Origin of the sequence: Saccharopolyspora spinosa NRRL 18395, from assembly GCF_000194155.1 — a bacterium.
Lineage (GTDB): Bacteria > Actinomycetota > Actinomycetes > Mycobacteriales > Pseudonocardiaceae > Saccharopolyspora > Saccharopolyspora spinosa.
In genome coordinates, this window is sequence record NZ_GL877878.1 from 698910 (window position 1) to 712434 (window position 13525).

The following is a 13525-nucleotide window of genomic DNA, read 5'->3' on the forward strand; positions in this document are numbered from 1 at the left end:
GCCTTAGCACTGCGCCGCGTGGCGGATGGAATATACCAACGAGGCCAGGCACACTTAGACCACCGACGCGGTCACCGCCGTCTGTCGTGGTATTCGGGGAGCGGTGCCCCGGGCGCGGAGCGTGAACTCCGCACCCGGGGCACCTACCGTGTGTCGGGGGGCTTCCACACGGTCTACCGAACAGTAACTCGTTCGGTTGATCCCTGCGATACGGCACGTGGGTAAAACTTCGCGGTGCGTCAGCGCACAACCGCTTCGGCGGATTGCTCGTCCACCCCGTCCAACTCGCGGCGTTCCGCCAAGATCACGCGCACGGTGTAGGCCAGCGCCGCTAGCCAGGCCACGACGATCGCCGCGTAGATGACGGTCGGCGACGGGGCGGGCAGGTCGAAGTTCTTGATCAGTGTCCGGGCGTTGGTCAGCACGATCAGCCCACCGGCCCCGACCCCGATCAGCCGCATCGGCACGATGCGCACCAGGTAGGCGGCCAGCGGCGCGGCGATCACGCCGCCCACCAGCAGCGCACCCACCGTGCTCCAGGACAGCTGCTGGTGCGACAGCGACGTCAGGAAGCCCAGGCTCGCCGCGGCGGCGATCAGGAACTCGCTGGTGTCCACCGAGCCGACCACCTTGCGCGGCTCGACCCTGCCGGTGCTCAGCAGCGTCGGCGTCGCCACCGGGCCCCAGCCGCCGCCCCCGGTGGCGTCCACGAACCCGGCCACCAGGCCGAGCGGGGCCAGGAGCTTCGGGCTGACACCGGTGAGCTGGCGGCGCCGCAGCGGGCGGATCGCGAACCGCAGCAGCACGTAGATGCCGAGGGCGAGCAGGATCGTGGACATCCACGGCTCGGCGGCCTCGGTGGAGATGCTGCTCAGCGCGGTGGCGCCGAGGAACGCGCCGACGGCACCCGGCACGCCGAGGGTGAGCACCACTTTCCAGTCCACGTTGCCGAACTTCCAGTGCGACAGCCCGGAAGCGACCGAGGTGCCGAGCTCGGCGAGGTGCACCGACGCCGACGCCAGGGCCGGGGTCAGGCCCGCGGTGAGCAGGATCGTCGTCGAGGTCACCCCGTAGGCCATGCCGAGTGAGCCGTCGACCAGCTGCGCGACGAAACCACCGATCGCGAAGATCAGGAATGCTTGCACGATGTCTCCGTAGGTGCGTGGGGTGCGCGGGAGCGGTCTTATCGCGCGCGCCGACACCCTGCGGAGGTGACGCGGAGCAGGTCGACGTGGAGGCGCTGCACCAGCAGCCGCCACTGATCACCAGGCGTCATGCAAGACAGTGAAACAGATCCCGCGATCGAGCGGCACCGGCTCCCAGAGTGCGGGAAGGCCCCGGCGCGGTCTCGCGCGGTTTGTGCCCAAGGCCACTTGCGATGCGGATCGATCTCGCCGGTGGTGTGATCGACGCGGTCAGGTGCCGCCTCGCCACGGTGTCCATTGTGTACTCCTCGGGTCGCGGCAGTGGCGTGGGCGTCGGCTGCGCCCGGGGCACCCGGCCTGCTCGTCGCCGTTCCGGACCAGCGGCAACGGCACGGGGCTTGATCGTTTTGGCGAGGTTGCGGGCGGGCCGTCGGCGGCGCTCGGTCGAGCAGCGGATCTTTCCGGGCGGCCGTTATCTGATGGACATCTTCATTGCGCACCGAGAGTGACATTTCGGGTGGGTATCGTAGGCCTTTTTTCCCCTAAACGAGTTAGAGGTTGCGCCTGTCGATAACCCTCAGCTACTTTCCGCTCGTACGTCACGGTTCGGTCACGCCGATGTCTCGCCCCCCGAGAGGCATCACCCGCAACCCCCCCCGGCGGGCAGCGACCGGATCCCCCGAGACGGAAGGTGAAGATGGGCAAGCACTGCAAGGAGGGCGGCCATCCCCCGAAGGCCGCCCTCCCGGTCCGCAACAAGGTCGTCGCGACGGTGGTCGCCGGCGGCGCCTTCGCCGCGGTCGGTCAGCCGCTGGCAGCCGTCGCCGACCCCGAGCTGCCCGTGCACCCACTGGCCAGCTCGAAGAACCTGAGCCTGGCCGTCACCGGCACCGACACGAGCCCGGCCACGGTCCGGCTGCTCGGCAGCGAGGCCGCGACCGACTCGTACGCCGAGGCGCAGAAGGTCCAGAAGAGCGAGGCGATCGAGCAGTCCCGCGAAGCCGACCGCGCAGAGGCCGAGCGGGCGGAGGCTGCCCGCGTTGAGGCTGCCCGCGTGGAGGCCGAGCGGGCCGCGGCCGAGGCCAAGCGAGCGGCCGAGGAGCGGGAGCGGAAGGCGCGCGGCTTCGTCAAGCCCGCCGAAGGCACCTTCACCTCCGGCTTCGGCTCGCGTTGGGGCACCAGCCACCGGGGCATCGACATCGCCAACAAAATCGGCACCACGATCCGGTCGGTGGCCGCAGGCAAGGTCATCGACGCCGGCCCGGCCAGCGGCTTCGGGCTGTGGATCCGGGTGCAGCACAACGACGGCACGATCACCGTCTACGGCCACATCAACACCATCGAGGTCAGCGTCGGCCAGCAGGTCGGTGCGGGCGACAAGATCGCCACGATGGGCAACCGCGGCCAGTCCACCGGCCCGCACCTGCACTTCGAGGTGATCGAGAACGGCATCAAGATCAACCCGCTGCCCTGGTTGAACGAGCGCGGCATCGAGGTGTAACCCCCCCAAGACCGCCGCCCGGGACCCAAAACCCCCGACGGGCCCCGGGCGGTTTTTTCACGGCCGCTCAAGGCGGCCCTAGTTCTTGCCGACCTTCTCGGTGGGTTGTTCCTCTTCGAGGCGTTGGCGGAGCCAGCCGAGGGTCCGGGCCAGCAGCCGGGACACGTGCATCTGGGAGATGCCGATCTGCTCGGCTATCTGCGTCTGGGTCATGCCGCGGAAAAACCGCATCACCAGGATTCGGCGCTCCCGGTCCGGCAGGTCCTCCAGCAGCGGCCGGACCATCTCGCGGTTCTCCACCTCGGCCAGCTCCGTGTCGTCGGAGCCGATCGCGTCGCCGAGCGGGATCTCGTCGGTGTCGGTGAGCAGCTCGTCCAGCGAAGCGCTGCGGTAGGCGTTGCCCGCCTCCAGGCCGCGGTAGACGTCGTCGGTGCTGATTCCCAGGTGCTTGGCGAGTTCGCTCGGCGTCGGCGCCCGGCCCAGCTCCTGGGACAGCCGGGCGATCGCCGCCGACACCGACAGGTGCAGCTCCTGCAGCCGGCGCGGCATCCGCACCGCCCAGCCGGTGTCCCGGAAGTGCCTGCGGACCTCGCCCATGATCGTCGGCACCGCGTAGGACAGGAAGTCCACCCCGCGCTCCGGGTCGAACCGGTCCACCGCGTTGATCAGGCCCAGCGTGGCGACCTGGGTGAGGTCCTCCTGGGACTCGCCGCGGTGGCTGAAACGCCGGGCGATGTGCTCGGCCACCGGCAGGTGCTCGGTGACCAGCGTTTCACGGAGCCCGGAACGCCGCGGATCCTGCTTGCCGAGCTTCGCGAGCTCGCGGAAGAGCGGCGCCAGCCGGTCGTAGCGCTCGTTGCGCGAATGCGTGGTCGGCTTGGAATCCGCTCGTTTCACACGTGGGCCGTCCGTCCCTTGGTCAACTCGATCCGCACCAGGTGGCTGCCGTTGGCAGCTGGATCCGACTCGACCGAGGTTGACACAACGTCGGCCAACGCGCTCAGCACGCGCCAGCTGAAGGTGTCCTTGCGGGGTCCGAACGCATCGTCGCTGATCACTTCGCCGACAGCCGGTCGCCGCCGGTGCGGAACCGGCAGACCAGCGTCGCCTCTGGGGCGGCCAGCCGGACCAGCGACGAGCACGCTTCGTCGACGGCCAAGCGCAGGTCGGCGATCGAGTCGACGTCGTAGTCGGCGCGCATCGCGAGGTCGCCTACGACGGCTCGCATCACCGCCAGCTGAGCGGCTTCGGCGGCGATGCGGACCTCGACCAGGTTCGTCGCGGCTGTCTCCGGCTCGACGTGCGCGAGCTCGCGTTCCACGCTCATCCCGGGCCACCTCGTCTCGGTCGGTGCGGGGCACACCTCACTCACAGTCACCTGGTACCCGAGGCCCGCACCGAACAAACGGACGCCCGCGCGACTACACCAGAGTGGTCCAGTAGTCCCAGAACGCCTGCAGGATCAGGACCACGATCACCAGATACCACACCACGAGCACCACGCTGTGGAACTGGCGCAGCGCCGCGCCGAGGGACTTGCTGCCGCCGAAGTCAGCGTCGTGTACCAGAACAGCGGGATCGTCACGATCCACACGATCATGCAGTACGGGCACAGCGCGCCGATCTCGTAGAGGCTCTGCACCACCAGCCAGTGGATGAAGGCGACCGCGAGGGTGGTGCCGAGCTGCATGCCCAGCCAGAACCAGCGCGGCGGCCGGAATCCGGCCAGCACCACCACCCCGGCGGTGACCACGACCGGGAACGACGCCACCCCGATCAGCGGGTTCGGGAACCCGACCACCGCTGCTTGGGCGCTGTCCATCACCGAGCCGCACGAGATGATCGGGTTGATGCTGCAGGTCGGCACGTAGCCGGGGTTGGCCAGCTTCTGCAGCTTCTCCAGGGTCAGCGCGAACGAGCCCGCGAACCCGATCACGCCACCCACGACGTACAGCCAGCCGAGGCCGCGGGGGAGGCCGCTCGACTCGGGCGCCCTGGCAGGGGCCGGTTCGACGGCGTGGGCGGCGGTCACTTCACGAGCTCCTTGTCGAGCTCGCTGCGGAAGGCGTTGCTGAGCTCCTGGTAGGTCTTGACGTTGCCCGCGTCGAACTCTTTGCCGTTGACGAAGATCGTCGGCGTGCCCTGCACCCCGGCCTTGTTGCCGTCGGCGGTGTCGGCGTCGATCTTGGCGTTGACCTGAGGCGAGTTCATGTCCTGGTGGAACTTGTCCAGGTCCAGGCCGATCTGCTCGGCGTACTGGTCGAACAGTCCGCGGGCCTTGGCCTCGTCGGTGCTGACGTTCTGGCCGTCGGCGGCGAGTGCCCAGGCGTCGTAGTTGTCGTAGAGGGCGTGGTACATCTCGCTGAACTTGCCCTGCAGCGCGGCGGCCTCGGCGGCCTGCGCGGCCGGCCGGGCCAGCGGGTGGACGTCCAGCGGGAAGTTGCGGGCGACGAAGGTGATCTTGCCCGCGTAGTCCTTCTCGACCTGCTTGGTCAGCGCCTCGTAGTACTGGTGGCAGGCCGGGCACTGGTAGTCGAGGAACTCGACGACGGTGACCCGGCTTTCGGGCGCCGACGTCAGCACGTTGCTGTCCGGCTTGCGCAGGATCTCGGCGGCCACCACGTTCGCACCGCCGGCGGAATTGGAGGGGTTGTTGTCCGCCCCGCCGCGGCTGAACATCAGGACGCCGCCGATCACCACCACGGCGACGATCACCACCACGATGGTGAGGATCACGTTCGTGGACAGCCCGCTCTTCTGGGTCACCAGATTCTTGTTCTTCGACATGGCGTGCTTTCACCTTCGGCGCTCGGGCCCGCTCACGCGGTGGGGACGGCAATCCCAGTTTCTCGCATTAACCCGAATGGGGATTCTGGCGGGGGTGAAACTCACAGGTCATTCACAGCTCGTTCTCAGCTCGGCTGGTTTGCCCGATCGAGAAGAACGGGTATTCATCAATCGATGAACGATCCCTTGCGCCTGCTCGACGGCGCCGAACGCGGTGAACTGCGGTCCTGGTCCGGCGGAACCTGGCACGAGCCCGCGCTGGCGACGCTGACCGACCACCGGTTCTCCGACCCGGACTGGATCTTCGAGCGCAAGCTCGACGGGGCGCGGGTGATCGCCGGCTGCGACGGGGACCGGCCGGTGCTGTGGTCGCGCAACCACAAGCGGGTCGACGCCGCGTACCCGGAGATCATCGACGCGCTCGCCGAACAGGGCGCCGACCGGTTCGTGCTGGACGGCGAGATGGTCGCGTTCGAGGGCGACCAGACGAGCTTCGCCCGGCTGCAGAAGCGCATCAACCTCACCGATCCGCGCGCGGCCCGCCGCACCGGCGTGGCGGTCTATTACTACGTGTTCGACCTGATCGCCTTCGGCGGCGTGGACCTGACGGACCTGTCGCTGCGCACCCGGAAACGCCTGTTGCGCGAGTGCTTCGACTTCACCGATCCGCTGCGGTTCAGCGAACACCGGGCCGGCAACGGCGAGGAGTTCTACCGCGAAGCGTGCCGCCGCGGCTGGGAGGGCCTGATCGCCAAGCGCGCGGACCGGCCCTACCGCGGCGGGCGCAGCCGCGACTGGTTGAAGTTCAAGTGCGTCGCCGACCAGGAATTCGTCATCGGCGGCTACACCGACCCCAAGGGCTCCCGGTTCGGTTTCGGAGCGTTGCTGGTCGGCTACTACGCGGATTCGCGGCTGCGCTACGCGGGCAAGGTCGGCACCGGCTACGACGAGCGGACGCTGCGCGATCTGCGCGGCAAGCTCGACGAGCTGGCCCGCGACAGCTCACCGTTCGCCGACCCGGTGGCCGAGCGCGACGTGCACTGGGTGGCACCGGAGCTGGTAGCCCAGGTCGGCTTCACCGAGTGGACCGGCGACGGCAAGCTGCGGCATCCCCGCTTCTCGGGGCTGCGCAACGACAAACGTCCGCAGGACGTGGTCCGCGAGGCTTAGCGGTTGACGCTGCTGATGAGCGTTTGTCTGGCCGCCGGCTGTACCGAGGTTTCCGATTGCGGGGGGCTCCACGTCGCGAGCAGAACGGTCGTCACGACCGTCAATACCGTTCCGACAACCGACACGAAGGTGCGGCTGTTGCTCTGCATGGCAAATGCCCCCGATTTCTCGCGTACGAACAAGGCGAATGCGGCGAACGTCACTCAGGCGTCCCACCCTGGTGTCGCCACGAGGGGGAGCAACGTTAGCGACCCGGTTCATGTTCCCGGTGTGATGCGGAACTCCCTGGTGGGGGTGGGTTTTCGGGCGACTCGGCCCACATCCCCCGTTGCTGCAGGTGATGGATCAGCAACTGTCCGGTACAGGTGATGTGCTGGTACATCGCGGCGCGTGATCCTGCCTGGTCCCGGAGCCGCAACGCGGCCAGCAACGCCTGATGGTCGGTCGCGGCCATCTCCCGCCAGCCCGGCACGTCGACGGTGGTGCTGCGCGGCGTGTAGTGCATCGCGATTCCGAGGAACCAGGCCAGTTTCGGCGAATCCGCGGCCAGCCAGACCACGGCGTGGAAGCGGGTCACCAGTTCGCCCATGTCGAGCAGCGTGAACTGGCACGCGGTCTGGATTTCCTCTTGGAGCGCACCGAGTTCGGCGAGCCGTTCGGCGTCGATCTGGTGCGCCGCGCGGGCCGCGAGCTCGCCCGCGATGGTGGCCTGCACCCGGTGGGCGTCCTCGAAGTCCTGCCGGCTCAGCGACGCCACGGTGAACCCGCGGCGCGGTTCGAGGTCGACGAAGCCCTCGCCGCGCAGTGCCAGCAGCGCCTCCCGCACCGGTGTGACGCTGACGCCGAGTTGTTCGGCGAGGCGTTCCAGGTGCAGGTGCTCGCCCTGCCGCAGCCGGCCGGTCATGATCCGTTCCCGCAGCCGACCGGCCAGCTCGTCGGGAAGCCGGGGGGAACGTGCCGGCATCGCCGCGTTGATCACCGCTCGGCCGCCCCGCGCGACGTCGATGTACCGGTTGTGTCGCCTGTCACGTGCAACTTGATACCACCTGCCGGGAGTAGTTGACTTTGGTCCTGGACGTTCCCCGCCCGCAGGACCTGCTCGACCTCGCCGAGCCGGACGCGACATGCGGGCCGCCGCCCCGACCGAACTCATCGAGTACGCGGCAACGTCTTCGACCGTTCCGGCCGCCACGTCGCGACCGTCGCGCAGGAAGGACCGCTGCGTATCGAGCGGTGAAAGGACTGTTTCCGGGCGGGGAGGGTTGGGCAGGCCGGTATCGTCCTGGGCGTGGTAGCTGATCCTGCCGACTCCGCCGCCGAAGTCACGCATGCGCTGGCCAGAGCTCGCCTTGCGGACGTGCCAGCCCTCACCGAGCGGCTGATGGCCGCGATCTTCACCGACAACCCGGAGTGGACGGACTACAGCCCTGTTCCCAAGGAGGACCTCTGGGAGGGCTGTCGGCAGTACCTCGAACGCATCCTGCAGATACTCAGCGGCGAGGTGCCCGGGCCCGACGGCGACGACGTGGCCGCCGCCATCGGCCGCCGCCGCGCCGACCAGGGCGTGCCGCTGGAGGTGATGCTGCGGACGTTCCGGCTGGGCGGCCGGATCGCCTGGGAGGCGCTGGTCGACCAGGCGCACCAGGACGGCGCCGACCCGGACTCGATGTTGAGCGTGGCTACCTCGGTGTGGACCGTGATCGACGGGTTGTCCTCGACGCTGTCGACGTCGTACCGCAACACCGAGCTGGACCGGCTGCGCCGGGACGACCAGCGGCGCCACGCCCTGGTGGAGGACCTGCTCGCGGGTCGCGCGCGCGACACCGCCTTCGCGCAACGCACCGCGAAGGAGCTCGACCTGCCCACGGGTGGCCTGTACCTGGTGATCGTCGCCGAGATGTCCAACGACGGCGGTTTCGCGTTGCGCGGGCAGCAGAACGCCCTGAGCGCCTTGCACTTCCGCTCGGTGTGGCAGGTGCGCGCCGATTCGCTGGTGGGGCTGGTGGCGCTGGAGCAGGGGAAGAAGGACCTCGCGCTGGACGCGCTGCGGCCGCTGGCGCGGGGCCGGGTCGCGGTGTCGCCGTCGGTGCGCGGACTCGCGGAGGTGGGCCTCGCCCACCAGCTCGCCCTCACCACGCTCGGCACCTCGTCGTACGGGGCGGCGGAGCTGGTGACCTTGGAGGAGCGGTTCCCGGAGGCGCTGCTGGTGCAGTCGCCTGACCTGGCGCAGCGGCTGCTGGAGTCCCAGCTCGGCCCGATCCTTGAGCTGCCGGTCAAGGAGCGCGACATGCTCCTGGAAACCCTGACGGCCTGGCTGGAAGAGAACTGCTCGACGGCCAACGCGGCGGTCCGCCTCCATTGCCACCGCAACACGGTCCTCAACCGCTTGCACCGCATCACGTCCCTGATCGGCCAACCCCTCTACGGCCGTACGGCCTATGTGTCCCTGTCGCTGGCACTGTCCGCGCTGCGGCTCCGCGACGGCTTGCGGGACTAGAACAGGGCGCTGAGGAGCACGCACGAACACCGCCAGCACCTCGGGCTTGGAGATCCGACGCGACGTCGGCTGTGCAAAGGCGTCAGTCAGACAACTTGATCATTTCGGGCTTCGCGGGGCGATTTCGGGGTCGAACCGGCACCGCACTCTTGCCATTTTGTGCCCAGGTGTGCCTGCGACCGGACGACAGCCGTCTCGAACACGATGAGTGACGGATACGTTACATGTTGTGTGCGTCACGCTCAGAAATGTGCAGTCTGCACATCGGCGTTGAAAGAAGTCTGGGCGAGCGGGCATAGCGCTGAAGTGGTCGTGCTCACGACACTCAGGGTAAGAATTGCCCGCTCGATCCAGGCTTTCCGTAACCGGCGCGTGCAGTCAAAGGAGCACAGCGAAGTGCAGGAGTTCGACCTTCTCGTGGTGGGCGGCGGTCCCGGTGGATACGTCGCCGCGATCCGGGCCGCGCAGCGTGGCCTCGCGGTCGGCGTGGTGGAAAAGGAGCGGCCCGGCGGGGTCTGCTTGAACTGGGGCTGCATCCCGACCAAGGCGATGCTGCGCTCGGCCGAGGTGTACGAAACCGTGCTGCATGCGGCCGATTTCGGGGTGCACGTCGAGAACGTCACCATCGACTACGACACGATCAGGCGCCGCAAGAGCAGCGTCGTCAAGGGCCTCACCGACGGTGTCGCGGGCCTGCTGAAGAGCAACGGCGTCACCGTCATCAACGGCCACGCCCGGTTCACCGGCCCGACCACCGTGGACGTCTACGCCGCCGGTGAGTCGCCGCTGGGCGCCGACGGCCCGCGCTACGCCGCCGAACCGGCCGGCGCGCAGCCGATCGAACAGGTCAAGGCCCGCGACGTCATCATCGCCACCGGCTCGGTCCCCGTGCAGCTGCCGCTGCCCGGCGCGGACCTGCCCGGCGTGATCACCTCCGACGGCGCTTTCGGCCTCACCGAGGTGCCCAAGCGCATCGCGATCATCGGCGGCAGCGCGGTCGGCGCCGAGTGGGCGACGCTGTTCGCCACCCTCGGCAGCGAGGTCAGCATCATCGAGATGCAGAAGACCCTGGTACCCGCCGAGGACGTCGAGGTCGGCAAGGCGCTGGGCCGCTCGTTCACCAAGCGCGGCATCAAGGTCCTCACCGAGGCGACCGTGTCCCGCGTCGACCAGGCCGCCGACGGCCTGAAGGTCACCGTGGACGGCGCCAAGCCGCAGCAGATCGACGCGGATGTCGTCCTGGTCGGCGTGGGCCGCAAGCCCAACACCGCCAGCCTGGACCTGGACAAGGCCGGCGTCGCCACCAGCGAGCGCGGCTTCATCACCGTCGATGACAAGCTGCGCACCAACGTCGAGCACGTCTACGCGATCGGCGACGTCACCGGCAAGGCGCTGCTCGCGCACGTCGCGTCGCACCAGGGCGTGGTCGCGGCCGAGACGATCGCCGGGCACCACGCCGCGATCGACTACAACGTCATCCCGGCCGCCACCTTCACCCACCCGGAGATCGCCAGCGTCGGGCTCACCGAGGCCAAGGCGATCGAGGCCGGCCACGAAGTGGTCGCCGCCAAGTTCCCGTTCGCCGCGCTCGGTCGCGCGCAGAGCTATGGCGACACCGAGGGCTTCCTGAAGATCGTCGCCGGCAAGAAGTACGGCGAGGTCCTGGGCGTGCACATCATCGGGCACTCCGCCAGCGACCTGATCACCGAGGGCGCCCTGGCCTTGGCGCTGGAAGCCACCCTCGACGAACTCGCCGAGACCATCCACGCGCACCCGACCCTGGGCGAGATCGGCATGGAGGCGGCGATGGCCGCGCTGGGCCTGCCGATCCACGTCGCGCCGCCGAAGAAGCGCTGAGCGAACGAGAAGGGGATCTGTGATGGCACAGACTGCTACCCGCACCAAACCGGCCACGCGCGCCACCAAGTCGCGCCGCAGCGGCTCGGTACGCGGCTCCGGCGGCGGACGGTTCGCCGGTGAGTCGCCGGAGCTCCTGAAGGACTACTTCTACGAGATGACCCTGATCCGCCGCTTCGAGGAGCGCGCGGCGCAGGGCTACACCCAGGCCAAGATCGGCGGCTACTGCCACCTCAACCTCGGTGAGGAAGCCAGCATCGTCGGCCTGATGCGTTCGCTGCGCAAGAGCGACCTGCTGTTCACCAACTACCGCGAGCATGGCTATGCGATCGCCAAGGGCATCGAGCCCGGCCGCGTGATGGCCGAGCTGTACGGCCGCACCACCGGTACCTCAAAGGGCTGGGGCGGCTCGATGCACATGTTCGACGTGGAGGCCGGGCTGCTCGGCGGCTACGGCATCGTCGGCGGCCAGATCCCGCTGGCCACCGGTGCCGCGCTGGCCATCGACTACCGCGGCGGCGACCAGGTCGTGATGTGCCAGATGGGCGACGGCACGACCAACATCGGCGCCTTCCACGAGGCGCTGAACATCGCCGCGCTGTGGAACCTGCCGGTGGTGTTCGTGGTGATCAACAACCAGCTCGGGATGGGCACCACGGTCGGCAAGTCCTCCGCCGAATCGGAGCTGTACAAGCGCGCTGCGGCCTACCGGATGCACGGCGAGCGGGTGGACGGCAACGACGTGCTGGCCGTCCGCGACGCGGCGACCCGGCTGGTCGAGCAGGCCCGCGAGACCGGTCGCCCGGCGCTGCTGGAGGCGGTCAGCGAGCGGCTGAAGGGCCACTCGGTGGTCGACCCGGCGAAGTACCGCAGCGAGGAGTCGGTCGAGCAGGCCAAGCAGGCCGACCCGGTGGCGAACTTCCGGGCCGAGCTGATCGAGGCGGGCGTCCTGGACGAGGACGCCGCCGTGGAGATCGAGCGCAAGGCGCAGGCCGAGGCCGACGCGGCGGTCGCGTTCGCCGACGACAGCCCGCACCCGGACCCCTCGACGCTGTTCGACTACACCTACGCCACCCCGGTGGCCAACGACTCGCGGCGCCTGCCGGCCGACCCGGTCTTCTGAGGCACCCGCCCGCGATCTAGCGACACCCCGCCACTGAGACCCGTGGATCTCCCCGACGCCAATTCGGGAGATCCACGGGATCCCCCAATGCTTTTGTGCAGGAGAAACACCCTTGGCCGTCATCACGTATCGCCAAGCGTTGCACGACACGCTTCGCGACGAAATGCTGCGCGATGAGGACGTCTTCCTCATCGGCGAGGAAATCGGGGTCTTCGAAGGCTCCTACAAGATTACCGCCGGGTTGCTGAAGGAATTCGGCGAGAAGCGGGTGCGCGACACCCCGATCGCCGAAGAGGGCTTCGTCGGTGCCGCGGTCGGCGCGGCCATGCTGGGCCTGCGGCCGGTCGTGGAACTGATGACGATCAACTTCTCGTTGATCGCCCTGGACCAGATCGTCAACCACGCGGCCAAGATCTACGGCATGTTCGGCGGCCAGACCAGCGTGCCGATGGTGCTGCGCACCCCGGGCGGCGGCGGTCAGCAGCTGGGCGCCACCCACTCGCAGAACATCGAGCTGTACTACGCGTTCGTGCCGGGCCTGAAGGTCGTCGCACCGAGCACGCCGGCCGACGCCAAGGCTCTGCTGCTCGCGTCCATCCGGGACAACGACCCGGTGCTGTTCCTGGAGAACCTCGCGCTGTACAACACCAAGGGCGAGGTCCCGGACGTCGTCGAGCCCGCCGAGATCGGCAAGGCGAAGGTGACCAAGCAGGGCACCGACATCACCATCATCGGTTACTCGCGGATGGCGATGGTCGCCCAGCAGGTCGCGGAGAAGTTGCAGGCGGAAGAGGGCATCAACGCCGAGGTCGTCGACCTGCGCAGCCTTCGGCCGCTGGACCGTGAGACGGTCGTGGAGTCGGTGCGCAAGACCGGCTGCGCCGTGATCGCCGAGGACGACTGGCTGACCTACGGCATCGGCGCGGAGATCGCCGCGTCCATTTCGGACGGTGCGTTCGACTACCTGGACGCCCCGGTGCGCCGGGTCGCGGCCGCCGAGGTCCCGCTGCCCTACGCCAAGCCGCTGGAGCGCGCCGCGCTGCCGTCGGCAGAGTCCCTTACGACTGCGGTCCACCAGACGCTGGACGCCGTCGGCCGTCGCCGCTGAGGCCTGTGCTCACCCGAGGAAGACCATGACTGAGATTCAGATGCCGAGGCTCTCCGACACGATGGAGGAGGGCGTGATCTCGACCTGGCGCAAGAACGTCGGCGACCAGGTCAGCCGCGGCGAAGTGATGGCCGAGATCGAGACCGACAAGGCCGTCATGGAGCTGGAGGCCTACGACGACGGGGTGTTGGAGAAGATCCTCGTCGAGGCGGGCGCGACGGTGCCGATCGGCACTCCGATCGCGATCCTTGGCGACGGCTCTGGTGCCGCGGCGGAAGCCGCCCCGGCCCCTGCGCCCGCCGCCGCTGGAGCCCCGGCCGCCGCCGAGGCTCCGGCC

At 68.9% G+C, this 13525-nt stretch carries 15 protein-coding genes; 7 read left to right on the forward strand and 8 right to left on the reverse strand.

Going from position 1 to position 13525, the window contains the following annotated elements; genetic code table 11:
• Window positions 1–239: 239 nt before the first annotated feature.
• On the reverse strand, window positions 240–1145 hold the full coding sequence (locus SSPN_RS0103460; protein WP_010306938.1) for a sulfite exporter TauE/SafE family protein: 906 nt from the start codon (window positions 1143–1145) through the stop codon (window positions 240–242).
• Between the two features lie 697 nt (window positions 1146–1842).
• On the opposite strand from SSPN_RS0103460, the gene SSPN_RS0103465 reads away from it, so the two are divergent.
• Window positions 1843–2646 carry a M23 family metallopeptidase gene (locus SSPN_RS0103465; RefSeq protein WP_010306942.1) on the forward strand — a complete coding sequence of 268 codons (804 nt, stop codon included), beginning with the start codon at window positions 1843–1845 and terminating at the stop codon, window positions 2644–2646.
• 78 nt (window positions 2647–2724) lie between these two features.
• On the opposite strand, the gene SSPN_RS0103470 is transcribed toward SSPN_RS0103465, so the two are convergent.
• From SSPN_RS0103470 to SSPN_RS0103485, 5 genes are all read right to left on the reverse strand, one after another.
• Complete coding sequence (locus tag SSPN_RS0103470; protein WP_010306946.1) at window positions 2725–3543, reverse strand: SigB/SigF/SigG family RNA polymerase sigma factor; 819 nt, start codon at window positions 3541–3543, stop codon at window positions 2725–2727.
• A complete protein-coding gene (locus SSPN_RS59180; protein WP_237710433.1) occupies window positions 3540–3704 on the reverse strand; it encodes a hypothetical protein in 165 nt (54 codons plus the stop codon). Before SSPN_RS59180 ends, SSPN_RS0103470 begins: the two co-directional genes overlap by 4 nt.
• Window positions 3701–3973 (reverse strand): ATP-binding protein, encoded by a 273-nt coding sequence (locus tag SSPN_RS59185; RefSeq protein ID WP_237710434.1) that lies wholly within the window; start codon window positions 3971–3973, stop codon window positions 3701–3703. Before SSPN_RS59185 ends, SSPN_RS59180 begins: the two co-directional genes overlap by 4 nt.
• Window positions 3974–4120: 147 nt before the next feature.
• Window positions 4121–4678 carry a vitamin K epoxide reductase family protein gene (locus tag SSPN_RS42280; protein WP_010306950.1) on the reverse strand — a complete coding sequence of 186 codons (558 nt, stop codon included), beginning with the start codon at window positions 4676–4678 and terminating at the stop codon, window positions 4121–4123.
• Window positions 4675–5433, reverse strand: a complete 759-nt coding sequence (locus tag SSPN_RS0103485; protein ID WP_010306954.1) for a DsbA family protein — start codon at window positions 5431–5433, stop codon at window positions 4675–4677. The genes SSPN_RS42280 and SSPN_RS0103485 overlap by 4 nt, the downstream gene beginning before the upstream one ends.
• Window positions 5434–5607: 174 nt before the next feature.
• Between SSPN_RS0103485 and ligD the strand changes: the two genes are divergently transcribed.
• Window positions 5608–6603: a non-homologous end-joining DNA ligase gene (ligD, locus tag SSPN_RS0103490; protein ID WP_010306957.1), complete on the forward strand. Its 996-nt coding sequence runs from the start codon at window positions 5608–5610 to the stop codon at window positions 6601–6603.
• On the opposite strand, the gene SSPN_RS54230 is transcribed toward ligD, so the two are convergent.
• Window positions 6600–6806: a hypothetical protein gene (locus tag SSPN_RS54230; RefSeq protein ID WP_010306961.1), complete on the reverse strand. Its 207-nt coding sequence runs from the start codon at window positions 6804–6806 to the stop codon at window positions 6600–6602. The genes ligD and SSPN_RS54230 overlap by 4 nt on opposite strands.
• Window positions 6807–6847: 41 nt before the next feature.
• Window positions 6848–7567 carry a GntR family transcriptional regulator gene (locus tag SSPN_RS0103500; RefSeq protein ID WP_049887616.1) on the reverse strand — a complete coding sequence of 240 codons (720 nt, stop codon included), beginning with the start codon at window positions 7565–7567 and terminating at the stop codon, window positions 6848–6850.
• 324 nt (window positions 7568–7891) lie between these two features.
• Here SSPN_RS0103500 and SSPN_RS0103505 point away from each other — a divergent pair, with 324 nt between their 5' ends.
• From SSPN_RS0103505 to SSPN_RS59190, 5 genes are all read left to right on the forward strand, one after another.
• Complete coding sequence (locus SSPN_RS0103505; RefSeq protein WP_029534936.1) at window positions 7892–9100, forward strand: PucR family transcriptional regulator; 1209 nt, start codon at window positions 7892–7894, stop codon at window positions 9098–9100.
• Window positions 9101–9412: 312 nt separating this feature from the next.
• Window positions 9413–10957 (forward strand): dihydrolipoyl dehydrogenase, encoded by a 1545-nt coding sequence (gene lpdA / locus SSPN_RS0103510; protein ID WP_237710435.1) that lies wholly within the window; start codon window positions 9413–9415, stop codon window positions 10955–10957.
• Window positions 10958–10979: 22 nt separating this feature from the next.
• A complete protein-coding gene (pdhA, locus tag SSPN_RS0103515; protein ID WP_010306973.1) occupies window positions 10980–12080 on the forward strand; it encodes a pyruvate dehydrogenase (acetyl-transferring) E1 component subunit alpha in 1101 nt (366 codons plus the stop codon).
• A 112-nt stretch (window positions 12081–12192) separates the two neighbouring features.
• Entirely contained in the window at window positions 12193–13188 is a 996-nt protein-coding gene (locus SSPN_RS0103520; RefSeq protein WP_010306975.1) for an alpha-ketoacid dehydrogenase subunit beta, read from the forward strand.
• Window positions 13189–13213: 25 nt separating this feature from the next.
• The coding region (locus SSPN_RS59190; protein ID WP_010306978.1) for a biotin/lipoyl-containing protein at window positions 13214–13525 on the forward strand (312 nt) is incomplete at its 3' end.